At 67.3% G+C, this 18,867-nt stretch carries 10 protein-coding genes and 2 pseudogenes; 6 read left to right on the top strand and 6 right to left on the bottom strand.

All coding sequences use genetic code 11. The annotated features are described in order from the left end of the window. The first annotated feature begins 29 nt into the window (after window positions 1–29). Both AB7878_RS08590 and AB7878_RS08595 read left to right on the top strand, forming a co-directional pair. Window positions 30–1,634, top strand: a complete 1,605-nt coding sequence (locus tag AB7878_RS08590; protein WP_369493963.1) for a S10 family peptidase — start codon at window positions 30–32, stop codon at window positions 1,632–1,634. 78 nt (window positions 1,635–1,712) lie between these two features. Then, window positions 1,713–2,084 (top strand): nuclear transport factor 2 family protein, encoded by a 372-nt coding sequence (locus AB7878_RS08595; protein WP_369493964.1) that lies wholly within the window; start codon window positions 1,713–1,715, stop codon window positions 2,082–2,084. A gap of 480 nt (window positions 2,085–2,564) precedes the next feature. On the opposite strand, the gene AB7878_RS08600 is transcribed toward AB7878_RS08595, so the two are convergent. Further along, a complete protein-coding gene (locus AB7878_RS08600; protein WP_369493965.1) occupies window positions 2,565–2,708 on the bottom strand; it encodes a hypothetical protein in 144 nt (47 codons plus the stop codon). A 213-nt stretch (window positions 2,709–2,921) separates the two neighbouring features. After that, window positions 2,922–3,599: a DUF5343 domain-containing protein gene (locus tag AB7878_RS08605; RefSeq protein ID WP_369493966.1), complete on the bottom strand. Its 678-nt coding sequence runs from the start codon at window positions 3,597–3,599 to the stop codon at window positions 2,922–2,924. Between the two features lie 75 nt (window positions 3,600–3,674). Between AB7878_RS08605 and AB7878_RS08610 the strand changes: the two genes are divergently transcribed. Then, the gene (locus AB7878_RS08610) at window positions 3,675–3,881 is read left to right on the top strand and encodes a hypothetical protein (RefSeq protein WP_369493967.1); all 207 of its coding nucleotides are present in this window, start codon (window positions 3,675–3,677) and stop codon (window positions 3,879–3,881) included. A 473-nt stretch (window positions 3,882–4,354) separates the two neighbouring features. Here the strand turns inward: AB7878_RS08610 and AB7878_RS08615 are convergent, their stop codons facing one another. After that, on the bottom strand, window positions 4,355–5,404 hold the full coding sequence (locus AB7878_RS08615) for a LacI family DNA-binding transcriptional regulator (RefSeq protein WP_369493968.1): 1,050 nt from the start codon (window positions 5,402–5,404) through the stop codon (window positions 4,355–4,357). Window positions 5,405–5,523: 119 nt separating this feature from the next. Beyond that, window positions 5,524–6,810 carry a sugar MFS transporter gene (locus AB7878_RS08620; RefSeq protein ID WP_369493969.1) on the bottom strand — a complete coding sequence of 429 codons (1,287 nt, stop codon included), beginning with the start codon at window positions 6,808–6,810 and terminating at the stop codon, window positions 5,524–5,526. A 469-nt stretch (window positions 6,811–7,279) separates the two neighbouring features. Here AB7878_RS08620 and glk point away from each other — a divergent pair, with 469 nt between their 5' ends. From glk to AB7878_RS08635, 3 genes are all read left to right on the top strand, one after another. Beyond that, window positions 7,280–8,377 carry a glucokinase gene (glk, locus tag AB7878_RS08625; protein ID WP_369493970.1) on the top strand — a complete coding sequence of 366 codons (1,098 nt, stop codon included), beginning with the start codon at window positions 7,280–7,282 and terminating at the stop codon, window positions 8,375–8,377. 88 nt (window positions 8,378–8,465) lie between these two features. After that, window positions 8,466–11,168, top strand: coding sequence for a TonB-dependent receptor (locus AB7878_RS08630; protein WP_369493971.1), 2,703 nt, complete (start codon window positions 8,466–8,468; stop codon window positions 11,166–11,168). Window positions 11,169–11,620: 452 nt separating this feature from the next. Beyond that, window positions 11,621–13,942 carry a beta-N-acetylhexosaminidase gene (locus tag AB7878_RS08635; protein WP_369493972.1) on the top strand — a complete coding sequence of 774 codons (2,322 nt, stop codon included), beginning with the start codon at window positions 11,621–11,623 and terminating at the stop codon, window positions 13,940–13,942. 127 nt (window positions 13,943–14,069) lie between these two features. On the opposite strand, the pseudogene AB7878_RS08640 reads toward AB7878_RS08635, so the two are convergent. Then, a pseudogene (locus AB7878_RS08640) lies at window positions 14,070–17,951 on the bottom strand (Lhr family helicase); the annotation flags it as partial. Between the two features lie 123 nt (window positions 17,952–18,074). Beyond that, a pseudogene (locus tag AB7878_RS18500) lies at window positions 18,075–18,773 on the bottom strand (DEAD/DEAH box helicase); the annotation flags it as partial. Window positions 18,774–18,867: the final 94 nt, after the last annotated feature.

Below are 18,867 nucleotides of genomic sequence, written 5' to 3' on the forward strand. Positions count from 1 at the left end.
CGCGCCTCCGTCATGCCGAGGAAACGCCGATGCGCAAACTGCCCCTCGCCGCGGCTGTCGCCGCCCTGCTGCTCAGCACCGCCGTCGTCGCCGACACCGGCAAGAAGCACGACAAGGAGCAGCCGGCCAACGCGCCTGACGCGGCCTTGGTGAAGCCGCAGTCGTCGACCAGCGAGGGTTCGGTGTCGGTGGAAGGGCACGGCATCAACTACAAGGCGGTGGCCGGCACCCTGGTGCTGCACGGCTCCGGCGACAAGGAGCACGAGCCCACGGTGAGCATGTTCTACGTCGCCTACTTCAAGAAAGGCGCGAAGGCGGGCGAGCGGCCGGTCACCTTCATCTACAACGGCGGCCCCGGCTCGGCCACGGTGTGGCTGCACATGGGCGCGTTCGGGCCCAGGCGCGTGGTGACCGCCGACGACACCCACACGCCGGCCGCGCCCTACCAGCTGGTCAACAACAGCTACAGCCTGCTCGACGCCTCCGACCTGGTGTTCATCGACGCGCCGGGCGCGGGCTTCAGCCGGCTGATCGCCGACGACAAGGACCCGGCCAAGCGCGCCGAGCAGATGAAGGACCGCGAGAAGGCGATCTACGGCGTGGACGGCGACGGCCACGCGTTCGCCCAGTTCATCACCCAGTTCCTGTCGAAGTACGGTCGCTGGAACTCGCCGAAGTACCTGTTCGGCGAGAGCTACGGCACCACCCGCTCGGCGGTGGTCTCGAACATCCTCACCAACGAGGACAGCGTGGACTTGAACGGCGTGATCCTGCTGTCGCAGATCTTGAGCTTCGACAACAGCATCGATGGCCCGGAGACCAACCCCGGCGTGGACCAGCCCTACGAGCTGGCGTTGCCCACCTATGCCGCCACCGCGTACTACCACCACCGGCTGCCGTCGCCGCCCGCCGACCTCGACACCTTGCTGAGTGAAGTGGAGCAGTTCGCCACCGGTGAATACGCGCAGGCGCTGATGGCCGGCAGCACGCTGGACGCCGCGCGCAAGCAGGCGATCGCCGAGAAGCTGCACCAGTACACCGGCCTGCCCGCGGCGTACTGGGTGAAGGCGAACTTGCGCGTCTCCGGCGGCATGTTCGAGCACGAGCTGCAGGCGAACGACGACACCACCACCGGCCGCCTCGACACCCGCTTCTCCGGCCCCTCGCTGGACCCGTTGAGCAAGGAGTCCGAATACGATCCGCAGTCCTCGGCGATCAGCTCGGCCTACATCGCCGCGTTCAACGACTACGTACGCAAGGACCTGAAGTTCGGCGACGGCCAGCACTACCGCGAATACGCCGACATCCATCACTGGGACATGTCGCACAAGGCGCCCGGCAGCCACGAGGCGCTGCAGCAGTCCACCAACGTGATGCCCGACCTCGCGATGGCGATGAAGACCGACCCCGACCTCAAGGTGATGCTCAACGGCGGCTACTACGACCTCGCCACGCCGTTCTACGCCGCCGAGTACGAGATGCACCACCTGCCGATCCCCGACTCGCTGCAGCAGAACATCTCCTACCACTGGTACCCCTCCGGCCACATGGTCTACGCCCACGAGCCCTCGCTGAAGAAACTCCACGACAACGTGGCGCGCTTCATCGAGAGCACGGACAACGTGAAGCACTGAGCTTCCCGGTTCCGGCCTGGCTGGCAGGTACGACGGGCGCGTGCTGAAATGCACGCCCCGCCTCAAGCCGGAACGAACATGCGCGCCCTGATCGACCGCTACCTCGATGCCTACAACCGCATGGACGTCGCCGCCATGCTGGCGACGATGCAGGACGAGGTGGTGTTCGAGAACTACACCGCCGGCGTGCTCAGCGTGCGCACCCTCGGCATCGCGGAACTGCGCCACCTCGCCGAAAGCTCGCGCCACCTGTTCTCGATGCGCCACCAGACCATCACCGCGTGGCGCGAGGACGGCGATAGCGCGCATGCCGGCATCCACTTCGAAGGTACCTTCGCGGTCGACCTGCCGAATGGGGTGCGCGCGGGGCAATCCATCGCGCTCGAAGGGCGCAGCGAGTTTCGCCAGCACGACGGGCGGTTGATCTATATCGCCGACTACAGCGAGTGAGGGTTGACGCGGGTTCGCCGCACTTTCTCCCTTTCCCACTTGTGGGAGAGGGGCCGGGGGAGAGGGGCTCTTGCTCTACTCCCGCCAGATTCAAAGCGGTTTCGAGCCGCTGCCGCGGCCCGAGTTACTTCTCCTTTGCTTGTCCAAAGTAGAAGTAACCAAGAGGAAACGACACCCCGATAGCGCGCCCTCCAGGCATCCTGCCTTCCGGGTGCGCGGGCGGGTTACGGGGTTTTCCGACGGCACGTCCATGTACCGGCGAAAAACTGGCCGGCCTCCTGCCGGCCATCCTGCGGACTTTCCTCCACCCGCCCGCCGCGCCATAGGGGGCCCGGGCAGAGCAGCGCGCTCCAAGCGCGCACTCTGACGCAGCCGCGAAGCGGCTGCGAAAGCATGAAGATTAGTTGCCACCGTCCCTACTATCCGAAGTTGGACAGGGCAAAGTCGAAGGCCTAAAATCGGAAGCGCTGCAAGCCCGGGTTAAGCGGCTTTGACTACCATCGGGAATGCACGATAGCCGTATGTTTTTGCATAGATGCGCTTACCATTCTTCAGGTCACGGTACGGACGGAAGATCAGTACGAAACCATCGGGAAGGGGAAGTGCAAGCTTCAACTGCTTCATTAGCATCACCTCCTTATCCGGGTTGATTTGCATGCGTCCAACATGCATCCCGGACTGAAGTAAGCGAACTAGCAGCGCTTCCAAAGACGTAGATCCAGCCACGGCCCCTTACGCTTCGTCTCTTGCCGGAGTAGAGCGTAAGGGGCCTTGTCGTTAGGTCACCCGGGCGGCTGGTGAATCTGTGTCCCGAGTGCCTCGCTTATCTCCTCACGGCTAGTCCTCCTTCAGCATCTTCGTCTGAAGCGTCCCGAACGCATCGAACCACTTCTTCTTGAGGTCGACGTCCCATGCGGGATCGAAGTCGGGGAACTTCTCAAGTAGCAACTCGGCGGTGCTCTTAGCACCCTTAGCGTGAGGAGTAGACGGGGTGTCTGCGGCCGCCCCCTTGCTCATTGCGCGCTTTTTCGGACGGCTTCCGCCAGAGCTACGCGGAGGCTTAGGTGGCTTCACATGCGACGACGTTTTGAGGCCCGCCAAGTCGGCAGCGGCCAAAAAGAAGCCAACAGACTTCGTAACTGTGCTGCCAGAAATGTTCTGATCACGGAAGGCCTGTTCAACCTGCTGGGACGTGGCGTTTTCCAGCCCGAATCCAGCGTTCGTGATAAATTTGTACCGGTCCAGCAGAACGGGCTTGAGAATGGCGCCACGCTCTTCATCTTTGGAATCAACGAGTTGCTTGAAAGTTCCGCTCGGCGTTCCGGCGTCGTCGATGAAGCCCAAATATTTCATCGCGCCGATCAGTGCCGCAATTCCGGAACCAGACTGTCCGCGAAAAACGCTGGCATCAATCCGGTTCGGAACTCCAACTTCACGCAACTTGTTGATTGCATTGGTGAATGTAGTGAATGACACATACGGCGGCTTGATTGTCACTTCCTTCTGCGCAGCCATGCTCGCAACCCCTTCTACAAGAGAGTGACACAAGAATCGCACAGAAAATTTCTGTGCGCAAGCAGAAATTGTATTATGGCGAACAGAAACGAGTTTCAGACGGGAGATCGGGTTCGGGTCCGCACCTTTGGGGGCGACTGGGTCGAGCGGATCGTAGTCGCGGTTGAGCATGGCAAGGTATTTGTCAGCACGTCGCAAGGTTTTGCCGCACTCATGCGTGGCGAAGCAAGCGCCGATATTGGGTTCCCGATGCGCGACGTCGAGCAGGCGGCCACGACCTGAGCACTTGCACATTAGGCATGGGGTGCAGAAGGCTTTTTCTTGTCGAGGTGCTGCAGGGCGCGACGGGCCACGCTCCTGACTTGGCTCTTCGGACAGTGCGCGCAGGATGCGCGCTGCTTTTCCGGGGCCCCTGGGCGGCGGTGAGGCGGGGACGATCAGGCCGCGCAGCGGGCGAGGCCATGGATGGCCTCGCCTTTTCGCGCGGGCAGGATGCCCGCTCGAAAAGCCCGGCGCCGACTCACGGATTTTCCGTCCATGGATGGACGGAAAGCGCCAACCGGGGTGGCCTTCTCTTTGGGTTACTTTTCTCTTGGCCACGCAAGAGAAAAGTAACTCGGGCGCCGGCAGGCGCACGAAACTGCTCTGAAACCTGCGAACGCGCAGAAGCCAAGGCCCCTCTCCCCCAACCCCTCTCCCGCAAGCGGGAGAGGGAAGCAGGCATTGCGCGGGAGAGGGAGATAGGCGCGAGCGCGTCAGCGCTTCGCCGGCGCGCTCCGCAGCGGCGCGGTGGAACCGCGCACCACCAGTTCCGGGCTGAAGCCCTCGTTGCCTTCTTCCAGCGGTTCGCCGTTCGCCGCGCGCTGCAGGTTGCCGATCAGCCGCTGCGCCGCGTGGCGGGCGATTTCCTCGGTGGCCTGGCGCGCGGTGGTGAGCGCGGGCCAGGACTGCTTGGAGAACGGGCTGTCCTCGAAACCGGCGATGGAGAGTTCCCATGGCACGCTGAGGCCGCTGGAGTGTGCGGCGGCGAGCACGCCGGCGGCGATCTCGTCGTTGGAGCCGAAGATCGCGGTGGGCCGGTCCTTGAGCGCCAGCAGTTTGCGCGCGCCGCGGAAGCCGTCGTCGAAGGAGTAGTCGCCGGGCAGGATCAGCTTGCGGTCCAGCGCGATGCCGTAGTCCTTCAGCGCGTCCTCGTAGCCCTGGTAGCGCTCGGGGCTGGAGCGGTGGTCGCGACCGCCCCACAGGAAGCCGATGCGGGTGTGGCCAAGCTGGATCAGGTGCTCGGTGATCGCGTAGGCGGCGTCGCGGTCGTCCACGTAGACGCAGGGGTAGCCGTCCTGCGGGTCCTGCCGCGCGGAAATCACCCGCATGAACGGGATCTTCGCCGCCGCCAGCTTGCGGATCAGCTCGGGCTGCTCGGACATCGGCGGCGCCAGCACCAGGCCGGCCAGCCGCGCGTTGCCGACCAGCGCGACCAGCTCTTCGGCCAGCCGCGGGGAGGTGGAATCGCAGGGATGGATCTGCAGGCCGTAGCCGCTCTTGCGGCAGGCCGCCAGCACGCCGCTCTGCATGCTGATGATGTAGTGCGGGTTGGGGTTGTCGTAGACCAGGCCCACCGCGTAGGCGCGCGTGCTGCGCAGGCTGCGCGCGGAAGGGTCGGGCCGGTAGTCCAGCGCCTCGATCGCGCGCTGCACCTTCTCGCGCGTGCGCGCGTGCACCGAGGGCTCGTTGTTGATGACCCGCGAGACGGTCTTCAGCGAGACGCCCGCCTGCTCGGCTACATCCTTGATGGTGGCGCTGCGCAAGCGTGAGGCCTCAGATGCCTTGGGAAGGGGCGGTGCGAACCGGGTTGCCGCCGGAGGCGGATGCCGCCGTGCAAGCGGCACAGTCTAGCGGGCGGAGGCCTGCTTGCCGCATGCGTCGTTCAGCCCGCCGCATGCTGGCCGACGCGATGGCCGCGCAAGCCGTAGTAGAGGATGTACAGGTAGCACGGCACGATCACCAGCAGGAACGCCAGCTGGAAATTGATGACCTCCTTCAGGTGCACGAACACCTGCGGGATCAGCGCGCCGCCCACGATGCCCATGATCAGGAACGCGGAGCCCACCTCGGTGTGGCTGCCCAGGCCCTTGATCGCCAGCGGGAAGATCGCCGGCCACATCATCGCGTTGGCGAAGCCCAGCGCGGCGACGAAGGTCACCGAGGCGTAGCCGGTGGTGGCGTAGGCGCCGACCGCGAACAGCACGCCGAGCACCGCCGATACCGCCAGGTAGCGCTGCTGCGAGACGAAGCGCGGGATCAGCACCAGGCCCACGATGTAGCCCAGCAGCATGCCGAACATCGTGTAGGCGGTGAAATGCTTGGTCGCGTCCAGCGGCAGGCCCAGGCCCTGGCCGTAGATGCCGATCGCGTCGCCCGCCATCACCTCCACGCCCACGTACAGGAACAGGCACAGCACGCCCAGCCACAGATGCGGGAAGCTGAAGACGCTGCGCCCGGTGTGGCCGATCGCGTGCTCGTCGTTCGCGCCGGCCGGCTTGATCTCCGGCAGCGAGGAGCGCACCACCCAGATCGCCAGCACCACCAGCAGCGCCGCCATCGCCATGTACGGCCAGTACACCCGCGCGGCGAAACTGTTGAGCAGCGCGTCGGCCGCCGCCGGCGTCGGCGCCGCCTTCACCTGCTGGTCGAGCGTGTCGATGCCGCTGAGCACCAGCGCGCCGAACACGAACGGCGCGAGGAAGCCCGCGAACTTGTTGCAGATGCCCATGAAGGCGATGCGCTGCGCCGCGCTGTCGATCGGGCCGAGGATGCTGATGTAGGGATTCGAGGCGGTCTGCAGCAGCGACAGCCCGGCGCCGATCACGAACAGCCCCGCCAGCGCGCCATGGTAGGTGCGCAGGTTGATGAATTCGCCGAACAGCACCGCGCCGATCGCCATCACGAACAGGCCCAGCGCCATGCCGTGCTTCATGCCGGTGCGCTTGAGGATCGCCGCCGACGGCAGCGCCAGCACGAAATAGGACAGGTAGAACGCCACCGGGATCAGGAACGCGCTGACGTCGTCGAGATTGAAGGCGAGCTTCACGAAGATCGTCAGCGGGCCGTTGAGCCAGGTGACGAAGCCGAAGATGAAGAACAGCACGCCGATGATGATCATCGGCCCGATGTTCGAGCGGTCGGACGGCGCGGCCGCCAGCGTGCTTGCCATGGAGTCTCTCCCCGGGAACGGCGTGGACGGCCGTGAGCATAACGGCACCAGCGGCCGCCGAAGCCTACTTTATTGGCTGCAAAGTACAACGTTGTCAACCGGCAGTCGCAAAGCGGCCAGCGCACCCTGTAGGAGCGCACCCTGTGCGCGAATGCTTTGCGCCCCTCGGCTGGAACCAAAAGCATCGCGCACAGGGTGCGCTCCTACCGGTGCCTTTCCTCCTTCTTTGCGCGCAGCGAGGCCTGATGCGCCGCACTTTGGCGTGCTGCCGGGATTTGAATCGATCCAGTGCCGCAACCCCTGCCAACGGTCATGTTGCACGGCCTGACAGGTGATGGTGAAAATTTCGGGACAGTCACTTGACAACGTTGTCATATCGCTTCCAGACTCCGCCAACATCACCAGCCGGTGGCCTTGCGCGCAGCACGCGCCGCACCAGCCGATCGCAGCGGACCAAGGGGAAAGCCACGTGGGAGAGTTCGCCAGCCAGCGTCATGCCGCCCAGCCGTCGCCGCGACCGTCGGCGGCGAATGGCGCGCATGAACACGGTGAGCCGTTCCTCGCCGCCGACGTCGGCGGCACCCATGCGCGCATCGGCCTGATGCTCGGCACCCCCGGCGACCGCCAGCCGGTCCGCGTGCTGCACTACCACCGCTACCACTGCGCCGACTGGTCTGACCTCGGCAGCCTGCTGCGCGATTTCGTGGCGCAGCTGGCGATCGCCGGCCACGCCCCGCTGCAGGGGCGCATCCGCCGCTGCGTGGTGGCCAGCGCCGGCGTGGTGCTGGACGACGCGATCGTCAACGAGAACCTGCCCTGGCCGGTGTCGATCGCCGCGCTGCGCGAACAGCTCGGCCTGGCCCAGCTGGAAGTCATCAACGATTTCGAGGCGGTGGCCTGGGCCACCCAGTTCCTCAGCGTGGACGAGACGCTGCCGGTGATCGAGACCGCGCAACCGGCCGCACGCGGTCCGGTGCTGGTGATGGGGCCGGGCACCGGGCTGGGTTCGGCGGTGCTGCTGCCACGCGCCGGCCATGTCCAGGTGCTGCCCACCGAGGCCGGCCAGATCGCGCTGGCGCCCGGCAACGAACGCGAGATCGCGATCCTGCGCGTGCTGGCGCGCGGCCGCGCGTATGTCTCGTACGAGGACGCGCTCTCCGGCCCCGGCCTGCTCAAGCTCTACCACGCGCTGTGCGAACTGCGTGGTTGCCCGGTGGCGCTGATGACGCCGGCGGAAGTCACCGGCGCCGCGCTGGCCGGCCACGACGCCGCGGCGCTGGAAGCGCTGCAGGTGTTCTGCGGCCTGCTCGGCAGCTTCACCGGCGACCTGGCGATGCTGTACGGCGCCAGCGGCGGCGTGTTCCTCGCCGGCGGCATCCTGCCGCAGATCCACGGCTTCCTGCGCGCCAGCAGCTTCGCCGAGCGCTACTTCAACAAGGGCGTAATGCGCGCCTTCCTGCAAAAGGTTCCCGTACGACTGATCGAGCACGGCCAGCTAGGTGTCATCGGCGCCGCCGGCTGGTTTCTGGACGAGCGGCAGGGAGATCAAGCCATGCCACCGCTCTAGCGACACGGCGCCGAACGCCGTCAAACAAGCAAGCCACCACCACGACAACCCGGTCCCGGACCGATCCAGCCTCTGAGGGGAGGACATCATGAACCATCGCAAGACACTGCTAGCCGCGAGCATCGTCGCCGGCCTGTGCCTGTCCGTCGGCGCGTACGCGCAGGACAACAGCCAGAATCAACAGAGCAGCCAGGACAACAACGCTCCGAGCAAGAAGGAAACGAAGACCCTGTCGACGGTCACCGTGATCGGTGTCCGTGCTTCGCAGGAGAAGGCGCTCGACATCAAGCGTGACGCCAACTCCAACGTCGACGTGGTCACTGCCGAAGACGTGGGCAAGCTGCCGGCGCACAACGTGGCCGACACCCTGCGCGCCCTGCCTGGCGTGGACATCAGCTCGTCCAGTGCCCAGGAAGGCGGCTTCGATGAAGCCGACCGCATCAGCCTGCGCGGCACCGCCCCGAGCCTGACCCAGACGCTCATCAACGGCCACACCGTCGGCACGGCCGACTGGTTCGTGCTCAGCCAGGGCAACACCGTGGGCCGCAGCGTGAGTTACACCCTGCTGCCGTCCGAGATCGTCAGCCGCGTGGAAGTGCACAAGTCCTCCGAAGCCCGCTTCCAGGACGGCGGCACCACCGGCAACGTGGACATCATCACCCGCAAGCCGCTGGACTTCACCAAGCAGTACACCGTGGACGCCAGCATCGGCGGCGTGTACTCCAGCACTGCGTCCAAGACCGACGGTCAGTTCGCCGGCCTGTTCAACTACAAGAACGACGACAGCACGTTCGGCGTCCTGGCCCAGGTGTTCGACGAGAAGCGCCACCTGCAGCGTGAAGCCCAGGAGCTTCCCAGCGGCTTCACCCAGATCGGCGCGACCAGTCCGGTGGCGGCGACCAATCCCGACCTCGTGGGCGTGTACATTCCCTCGCTGCTCGGCTCCACGCTGTTCACCCAGACCCGCACGCGCAAAGGCGGCCTGCTGGAGGCTCAGTTCCGCCCGAACAGCGACCTGACCCTGGGCCTGAGCGGCTTCTACTCCAAGCTCGACGCCGACAACTACAACCGCAACTACATGCTGTGGGCTGGCAACTGGGGCATGACGCAGGCGCCGAACCCGGGCTACACCGTGCAGAACGGCGTGCTCACCAACGCCACCTATGCGGGCAAGGCCGGCACGCCCTACACCGTGTACGACATGATCGCGCGCCAGTCGCAGGCGAAGACCTACTACTACACCGCGGACGCCGACTGGAACGTGTCGGACAACGTGACGGCGACGTTCCAGGCCGGCACCACCAAGGGCACCGGCACCACGCCGAAGCAGTACATCGCCGAACTCACCGACAACTATGGTGGCGGCGCCAGCTGGCAGACGCATGGTGCCGGCTCGCCGGTGGACTGGAGCGTGGGCGGCGACGGCAGCCTGGCCGGTGCGCAGTGGAACGGCACCTGGGGCGACCAGCTCATCAAGGCCACCGACAAGGAAAACTGGTTTTCGGCCGACTTCACCCAGTACATGAATGCGGGCACGCTGGAATCGTTCAACTACGGCGTCCGTTACGCCAAGCATGACCGCGCCACCGTGTCGCCGGAAGGCGCTACCCCGGGCAACCTCTGGGGCGCACTGCAGACTGCCGCCACCGGCAGCTACCCGGGCAACTTCGCCGAGGGCATCGGCGGCCAGTTCCCGCGCAACATCTGGTACTTCACCCAGTCCGCGCTGGCCAATGCGGTCAACTCCACCGCCACCTGGCTCGCGGGCAATAACGGCCCGACTGGCCGCCACAACTACGGCGCCGACTGGAGCGTGGACGAGAAGAACGCGGCGGCGTACTTCCAGGCCAACTTCCACGGTGACAACTGGAGCGGTAACGCCGGCCTGCGCTACGTCAACATCAGCCAAGGCATCGACACGTATGCCGCCACCACGGTCAATCCGGACGTGAGCAGCCTGTTCGGCATGTGGAATCGCAAGCACTACAGCAACCACTACGGCCGCTTCCTGCCGAGCTTCAACCTGAAGTTCAACCTGGCCGAGGATCTGATTGCCCGCTTCGCGGTGTCGCAGACCCAGACCCTGCCGGATTATTCCGCCTTGGGCGCGTCCTCGTGGGGTTCGGACCTGAGCAAGACCGGCGGCGGCGGCAACCCACACCTCAAGCCGGTGCTGTCGACCAACTTCGACGCCGGCCTGGAGTGGTACTTCATGCCGCGCGGCCTGCTGGCGGCCACCGCGTACTCGATGAACATGAAGGACTACGTGGCCTACGGCACCACGAACCGTCAGCTCTACAGCGAGCTGAGCCACCAGCTGGAGACGTACAACGTCGCCATCCCGCTGAATGCCGATGCCCGCCTGTCCGGCCTGGAGCTGACCTACAACCAGCCGATCGGCGAATACTTCGGCGTGAATCTCAACTACACCTATGCGGACGGCTCCTCGTCCTTCACCTGGTCGGATGGCACGCACAACCTGCTCGGCACCTCGAAGAACACCTACAACGTGGGTGCCTACTTCGAAAACGACATGTTCAACGCGCGCATCGGCTACAGCTGGCGTTCGTCGTTCCTGATCGGCCTGCAGGGCGCGGTGCCCTACTACCAGGCGGCGACCGGCACGCTGGGTGCGTCCATCGGCTACAAGGCGACGGATTGGCTGAGCTTCAGCCTGGATGCGCTGAACCTCAACAACCCGACCACCAAGTACTACCAGAGCGCGTACATCCCGACCGCTTTCTACGAGAACGGCCGTCAGTACTACCTGACCGCGCATCTGAAGTTCTGATCCGGCGTTTCCGCTACACCGCAGCATCCACGCGGGCCATGGAGGGCCTGCACTCTCCCCGAGCGGGCCCGGCTTCACTTTGCGGGCCCGTCTTTTTGTGACCACCATCCATGGCGGTCACCCTTCGGGCCATCGCTGGCGCGATGTCAAAAATCGCTCCCGGCGATTTTTTGTCCGGAGCAGCCACGGAGATGGCATGCTGGTTTTTACGAGCCCTCTCCCCTTGGCGGTTGAGGGGTCGAGAAGGGGGCGCTCCATCGCTTCGAAGTCAAGCTGTGTCATCCCGGCGAGATGCTTTTCAACAGCCGGAGGGCTGGTGAAGCCGGAATCCAGCGACGTTTGTCATGCGGCAAAGGCACTGGATTCCAGCTTTTGCTGGAATGACGAGCAAGGAAGTCGCTTAACTTCGAGGCATTGGGGGCGCTCTGCCCCGCCCACCGCAGGAGCCACCGATGAATCGTCTTGCCTCGCTGTCCCGCTGCGCCTGCCTGCTGCTCGCACTTGCTCTGCTGCCGGCGCACGTCGCCCGCGCGCGGGACACGGCACCACCCTCCCTGATTCCGCTGCCGGCACAACTCACGTTGCAGCACGGCGGCTTCACCGTGGACGTGCACACGCCCGTGGTGCTCGCAAGCCACGACGCCGCGACGAAACAGACCGCGGACTACCTGATCGACCTCGTCGCGCGCACGCGCGGCCTGCATCTGCGCCTCGCCGACGACGACAAGACCACGCACGCGATCGTGCTGCAGCGCGACCCGCTGGCGCCGGTGGCGCAGGCCGAAGGCTACGCCCTCGACGTCACGCCCGAGGGCATCCGCATCACCGCGCGCGACGACGCCGGCCTGTTCCATGGCGCCATCACCCTGTACCAGCTGCTGACGCCGGACGCGAAGCAAGGCGCGGTCGAAGTGCCTGCGCTCAGCATCCGCGACTGGCCGCGCTTCGCCTGGCGCGGGCTGATGCTGGATTCCGCGCGCCACTTCCAGAGCGTGGCCGAGGTCGAGAAGCTGATCGACCAGATGGCCCAGCTCAAGCTCGACGTGCTGCACTGGCACCTCACCGACGACCAGGGCTGGCGCATCGAGATCAAGCGCTACCCCGAGCTGACGAAGATCGGCGCATGGCGCACGCCGCCCGACGCCGGCCATGACGGCGAGCCGCAGCGCTACGGCGGCTTTTACACGCAGGCGCAGATCCGCGCCGTGGTGGCCTATGCCGCCGCGCGCCATGTCACCATCGTGCCGGAGCTGGACATGCCCGGCCACGCGCAGGCCGCGGTGGCTTCGTATCCGCAGGTCGGCGTCACCGGCCAGCGGCCGAAGGTTTCCATCGACTCCGGCGTGAATCCCTGGCTCTACAACGTGGACGACGATACCTTCGTCTTCATCGACCACGTGCTCGACGAGGTGATGGCGCTGTTCCCCTCGAAGTACATCCACGTGGGCGGCGACGAGGCGATCAAGGACCAGTGGCAGGCCTCGCCCGCGGTGCAGGCGAAGATGCACGCGCTCGGCATCACCAGCGAGGACGCGCTGCAGGGCTGGTTCATCGGCCGCATCGGCCAGTACCTCGACCAGCACGGCCGCAAGCTGATCGGCTGGGACGAGATCCTCGAAGGCGACAACCTGCCCGCCGACGCCACGGTGATGTCCTGGCGCGGCATCGATGGTGCGATCAAGGCCGCGCTGCTCGGCCACGATGTGGTGATGTCGCCCGCGCCGGATCTCTACTTCGACCACGTGCAGGGCGACCTCGCCGACGAATACTCCGGCCGCCTCGGCGTGGAGTCGCTGCAGGACGTCTACGGCTTCCGGGCCGTGCCCGACGTGCTCAACGCCACGCAGGCGAAGCACGTGCTGGGCATGCAGGCGAACGTGTGGACCGAGCACCTGCCGACGATGGCGCACGTGGAGCACGCCGTGTTCCCGCGGCTGGACGCGCTTGCCGAAGTGGCCTGGTCGCCGGCCGCCACGAACGACTGGCCCGGCTTCCTCGCCCGCCTGCCGGCGCAACTCGCGCGCCAACGGGCGCAGCACGTCGCCTATGCCGACAGCGCCTTCGCGGTGGACATCCAGGCCGACCGCAACGTGGCGCTGGCCACCGGCAAGGCCACGGTGACGCTTTCCGACCAGACCGGTTTCGGAAGCATCCATTACACGCTGGACGGCAGCACGCCCACGCCAGCCTCGCCGCGCTACGACGCGCCGTTCAACGTGAGCCTGCCCGCCACCGTGCGCGCCGCCAGCTTCGCCGCCGACGGCAGTGCACTGTCCGCGCCACGCGAACGCGTGCTGGACCGCGCCGCGCTGCTCAGCCTGCCCGGCACCGCGCTGGCGAACTGCCCCGGCAGCGACTTCCGCCTGCGCGTGCAACCGATGCCCGACGCGACGAGTACCCAGCCGGTATACGCGGTGAACGTGTTCGATACCTGCCAGCTGTTCCCGCCCACGCTGATGGATGGGGTCGCCGCGATCCATGTCGACGCCGTGCGCCTGCCGCGCAACTTCCAGCTGGCGCACGAGCAGAAACTGGTGGTCTCGCGCCCGCACGGCACGCCGTTCGGCGAACTGGTGGTGCATGCCGACCGCTGCGATGGCGCAGTGCTGGCCAGCATGCCGCTGCCCGATCCCGCACGCGGCCCGCGCCGGTTCAAGCTGGATGCGAAGCTGCCTGCGCAAAGCGGCGAGCACGGCCTGTGCCTGGTCTACACCGCGCCCATCGCCGGGCCGCTGTATGCGCTGGGGCGGGTGTCGCTGGAAGCCGGACCCTGAAGCTGCCGGGCTGCACCCACCTCCGCACGCGGGGGTGGGCCGTGCCGCCATCGGCTCGACGGCGCGCCTTCCCTTCGCCCGTGGCGTTCCAGCGACCCATCGCGTGCGGATGGATCAAAAGCGCCGTTCAGGCGGTGCGACGCTGCGCGGCACGCAGCTGCAGCGCCTGCCGCGCCGCCTGCGTCTCGGCGGTGGACAGCTCCGCCAGCGGCACGAACTTGCCCGCCACCTGCGCCGCCAGCGGCACGCCGTCGCGATAGAGCACCCGCGAGCCGGCCACCGCCGGCACCTTGTCGCCCACCAGCACGCCGCCCACCAGGTTCAACGGATCGCAACCGCCCACCACGACCAGCTCGCCATCGTCCGCGCGCTGGCGGATCGCGCGCAGCGGCGCGATCGCCTCGGGCAAGGCGAACTGTTCGCCCACCAGGCCTTCCACGAAACGGCCGCCGCGAATCTCGCCGCGCGCCTCCAGCCGGCGATACACCCGCGACAACTCGCGCCAGCGCGGCAACCACGGCGCCTCGCGTTCCAGCAGTTGCCAGAACACCACGCCGTAGCGAGCCAGCAGGGCGCGGGCGACGTGCTCCGTTTCAATCGAATCATCTCGGCGCGAAGCGCCACGTTCGCCTCCTCTCTCCTGCGGGGAGAGGATTGAGGTGAGGGGTCGATCTTGCGCTGAAGAACGCACCAGCGACCACCGCCCCGCATCCTCGATCCCGCCGAACACATGCCGCCGCATCCGCCGATGCCGCGGCGCCTCGCGCTTCGCCGCGGGAAGCAGCAGGGCACGCAGGCCGGCGAAGCTGTCCGCGCTGGCGCGGCCCGCGGCGACCAGCTCGCCCAACGCGTCTTCCAGTTCGGTGCGCAGCAGATGGACGATGGATTGCAGTTCGTCGAAGAACAGCGCGCCGTGCTCGCGCAGCGCGTCGGCCACCGCTTGCGCGCGCGATGAAAGAAGGCCTTCCTGCGGCGAATCGTCTTGCGCGACGGCCGTCCAGACGGCCATTTGCCGGCGTGGCAACAGCACGATGGGCGTGGCGCGCACCGGGCCGCTGCCGCCACCGGCGCGCAGGCGGTTCCAGGCTATGCGGCCGGCACGGCACTGCTCGTCCAGCCAGCTGGCCGAGTAGTCGGCGATGCGCGCGGGCAGGATCTCCGCCTCCCAGGCGCCAGCCGCGGCCTCGTAGCCCTCCAGCTGGGTCAGCACCGCGGGCAGCGCGTCGGGGCCGCGCAGCTGCGTGGCGGGGCTCAGGTGTTGCCAGTCGAGCAGGAAGCGCATCAGCTCGCGCCGGCTCACCGGCTCGATCTCGCGCCGCAGCCGGCCCAGCGTGTAGCGGTGGATGCGCGCCAACAGGTGGCGCTCGCACCACTGCGTTTCGGCCACATCCGGGTCGAATTGGCCCTGGATCACGTAGCCTTCGGTCTGCAGGCGCAGCAACGCGGCTTCCACCTCGGTCGGCGCCACGCCCAGCGGTGCGGCCAGCGCGTCCACGGTGATCGGACCCAGGCCCAGCAAACGGCCGCGCACCAGTTCGCGCAAGGCGTCCTCGCGGGTCCATGACTGTGCGGCGTATTCGGCGGGCACGGCGATGGCGGGGCGCAGTGTGGCTTCGGAGTGCATGGCCTGCCATAGCGGGAGCTTTTCGGCGCAGACCCACATCGTGCTTTCCTCCCTCTCCCCCAACGCAGTTGGGGGAGAGGGTGGGGTGAGGGGGAAGTTTTTGGCTTTGCTTCGACGAGTAACGAGAGAAGCAAGAGCTTCCCCCTCTCCCCAACCCTCTCCCCCTACCGCAGGCAGGGGGAGAGGGGTTTCAAAGCGCGTGGCGCGCTGGTCGTTCGCCAGCGCGCGCAGCTTGTCGTCCCAGCCCTCATTCGCTATTGCCTCATCCACGGTGACGCCGCCCAGCGCATCCAGCGCCTCGTGCATCTCGTCCACGCTGCGCACTTCGGGCCAGGCTTCGGCGCGCACCGCGGTGATCGCGTCGGGATCGAGCCGGCCAAGGTCGCCGGCGCTGGCGGGAACGTCCTGGCGTACGGCGCGGGTGCGACGTTCCTCCAGCGGCGCGTCGTCGAGGAAGGCGTAGGGCGCAGCGTTGAGCACCGCGCCCGCCAGTGGGCTGGGTGCGGCAAGGTCGCGCGCCACGAGGCGGATCGTGCCGCCCTCCAGCGCACGCAGCAGGCGCAGCAGGCCGTCGATGTCCATCGCTTCGCGCAGGCAGTCGTGCAGGGTCTGCGCCACCAGCGGATGGTCGGGAATCTGCCGCTCGCCCACGATGTTCTCCAGGCAGGCGACCTGGTCGGGGAACACGGCGGCGAGCAGGTCCTCGCTCTTCATGCGCTGCAGCTGCGGCGGCGTCTTCTTGCCGCCGATGAAGCGCGGCAGCGCCAGCGCGGTGACCGCGTTCCAGCGCCAGCGCGCGGGGAACAGCGGCGCGTCGAGCAAGGCCTGCACCAGCACGTGCTCGGCACTCGCCGAGTGCAGGTAGCGCGCCACTTCCTCCAGCGGAAAGCTGTGGCTGGTGGACAGCGACAGCACGATCGCGTCCTCGGTGGCCGCGGCCTGCAGCTCGAAGTTGAACTGGCGGCAGAAGCGCTTGCGCAGCGCCAGGCCCCAGGCGCGGTTGATGCGGCTGCCGAACGGCGCGTGGATGACGAGCTGGGTGCCGCCGGATTCGTCGAAGAAGCGCTCGAACACGATGACCGATTGCGTGGGCAGCACGCCCAGCGCGACTTTCGCGCTGGCGAGGTAGTCGAGCAGCTGTTGCGCGGCGGCGTCGCCGAGGCCGAGTTCGTCGCGCAGCCATGCGAATGCCCTGGCTTTACTCCCCTCTCCCTCCGGGAGAGGGGCCGGGGGAGAGGGTTCGGCCATGCCGGAGTGTTCCGCGAGTACCGAACCCTCACCCCTGCCCCTCTCCCGATGGGAGAGGGGTTCAAGCAAGGCGTCGAGCTCTTCGCGCAACCGCGATACCGCGAACGAGAGCTCGTCCGTGCGTCCCGGCGCCTCGCCCAGCCAGAACGGAATGCTGGGCGGCACGCCGTGCGCATCTTCCACGCGCAGGCGGTCGCGCTCCACGCGCAGGATGCGGTAGCTGGTGTTGCCGAGCTGGAAGATGTCGCCGGCAAGGCTTTCCACCGCGAAATCCTCGTGCACCGAGCCGACCACCGTGGCCTGCGGTTCCAGCACCACGAGGTAGTCGGCGGTGTCGGGAATCGCGCCGCCGGAGGTGAGCGCGACCAGTCGTGCGCCGCGCCGCGCGCGCACCTGGCGATGCACGGCGTCGCGGTGCAGGTAGGCGGCGCGTGCGCCGCGGCGGGTGGTGAAACCTTCGGCCAGCATGCGCAGCACGGCATCGAAATCCGCGCGCGCCAGATCGCGATACGGATACGCGCCACGCACCAGAGCGTACAGCGCGTCCTCGTCCCACTCGCGGCAGGCCACTTCGGCGACCAGCTGCTGCGCCAGCACGTCCAGCGGCTGCGGCGGCTGCACCAGCGCATCGAGTTCGCCACGGCGCACCGCGTCGAGCAGGGCCGCGCATTCGACCAGGTCATCGCGCGTGGTGGGAAACAGCCGCGCCTTGGGCGTGCCGCCGACGTGGTGGCCGGAACGGCCCGCGCGCTGCAGGAAGGCGGCGATGGAACGCGGCGAGCCGAGCTGGCAGACCAGGTCCACGTCGCCGATATCGATGCCCAGTTCCAGCGAGGCGGTGGCGACCAGCACCGACAATTCGCCGCGCTTCAAGCGCTGCTCGGCGTCGAGGCGCTGCTCCTTCGCGAGGCTGCCGTGGTGCGCCGCCACGGTCTCCTTGCCCAAGCGCTCGGACAGATGCCGCGCCGCGCGCTCGGCCAGCCGCCGCGTGTTGACGAACACCAGAGTGGTGCGATGCGCCTGCACCAGCTGGGCGAGGCGGTCGTAGACCAATTCCCACGCATCGTTTGACATCACCGCTTCCAGCGGCACGGCGGTGAGTTCGAGGGCGAGGTCGCGGGGGCGGGTGTGGCCCGTATTTATGATGGTGCAGCACTTCTCCAAGCCCCTCTCCCCTCGGGAGAGGGGTTGGGGAGAGGGTTCGGTGCGAGCGTGATGCTTCGCTTCGACCGAACCCTCATCCGCCCTTTGGGCACCTTCTCCCGGAGGGAGAAGGGAAGGGGCTGCGCCCACCAAAAACCGCGCCACTTCCTCAATGGGCTTCTGCGTCGCCGACAACCCGATCCGCTGCAGCCGCCGCTGGCACAGCGACTCCAGGCGCTCCAGCGTCAACGCGAGATGCGCGCCGCGCTTGCTGCCGGCGACGGCGTGGATCTCGTCCACGATCACGCTGCGCGTGCTCTTGAGCATCTCCCGCCCGGAAGCCGAACCGAGCAGGATGTACAGCGACTCCGGCGTGGTGACCAGGATGTGCGGCGGCGTCTTGCGCATCCATGCGCGCTCGGCCTGCGGCGTGTCGCCGGTGCGCACGGCGGTGCGGATCGCCACGTCGGGCAGGCCGCGCTTTTCCAGTTCGGCACGGATGCCTTCCAACGGTTCTTCGAGATTGACGTGAATGTCGTTGGAGAGCGCCTTCAGCGGCGACACGTAGACCACCCGCGTCTCGTCCGGCAGCGTGCCGCCGTTCGCCACACCCTCGCGCACCAGCGCGTCGATCGCGGCGAGGAAGGCGGTGAGCGTCTTGCCCGAGCCGGTGGGCGCGGCCACCAGCACGTGGCCGCCGTCGCGGATCGCCGGCCACGCCTGCGCCTGCGTCGCGGTGGGCGCGGCGAAGCGGCCGCCGAACCAGGCGGCGACGGCGGGGTGGAAACCGGTCAGCGGGGAGGCATCCGCTTGCATGCAGGCAGGGCGCGATGGCAGTCGGGGACGTTCGATTCTACGCGCCCCGCCCAGTGCCCTGCGTCTGCCCGCATCCTGCTCACGCTTCGGCCGC

The sequence above is a fragment of the Rhodanobacter humi genome (assembly GCF_041107455.1).
Lineage (GTDB): Bacteria > Pseudomonadota > Gammaproteobacteria > Xanthomonadales > Rhodanobacteraceae > Rhodanobacter_A.

Coding starts and splice junctions, on each gene's coding strand:
- AB7878_RS08595 (WP_369493964.1), top strand. CDS start 1,713: ATGCGCGCCCTGATCGACCGCTACCTCGATGCCTACAACCGCATGGAC.
- AB7878_RS08600 (WP_369493965.1), bottom strand. CDS start 2,708: ATGAAGCAGTTGAAGCTTGCACTTCCCCTTCCCGATGGTTTCGTACTG.
- AB7878_RS08635 (WP_369493972.1), top strand. CDS start 11,621: ATGAATCGTCTTGCCTCGCTGTCCCGCTGCGCCTGCCTGCTGCTCGCA.
- AB7878_RS08630 (WP_369493971.1), top strand. CDS start 8,466: ATGAACCATCGCAAGACACTGCTAGCCGCGAGCATCGTCGCCGGCCTG.
- AB7878_RS08605 (WP_369493966.1), bottom strand. CDS start 3,599: ATGGCTGCGCAGAAGGAAGTGACAATCAAGCCGCCGTATGTGTCATTC.
- AB7878_RS08590 (WP_369493963.1), top strand. CDS start 30: ATGCGCAAACTGCCCCTCGCCGCGGCTGTCGCCGCCCTGCTGCTCAGC.
- AB7878_RS08610 (WP_369493967.1), top strand. CDS start 3,675: ATGGCGAACAGAAACGAGTTTCAGACGGGAGATCGGGTTCGGGTCCGC.
- AB7878_RS08620 (WP_369493969.1), bottom strand. CDS start 6,810: ATGGCAAGCACGCTGGCGGCCGCGCCGTCCGACCGCTCGAACATCGGG.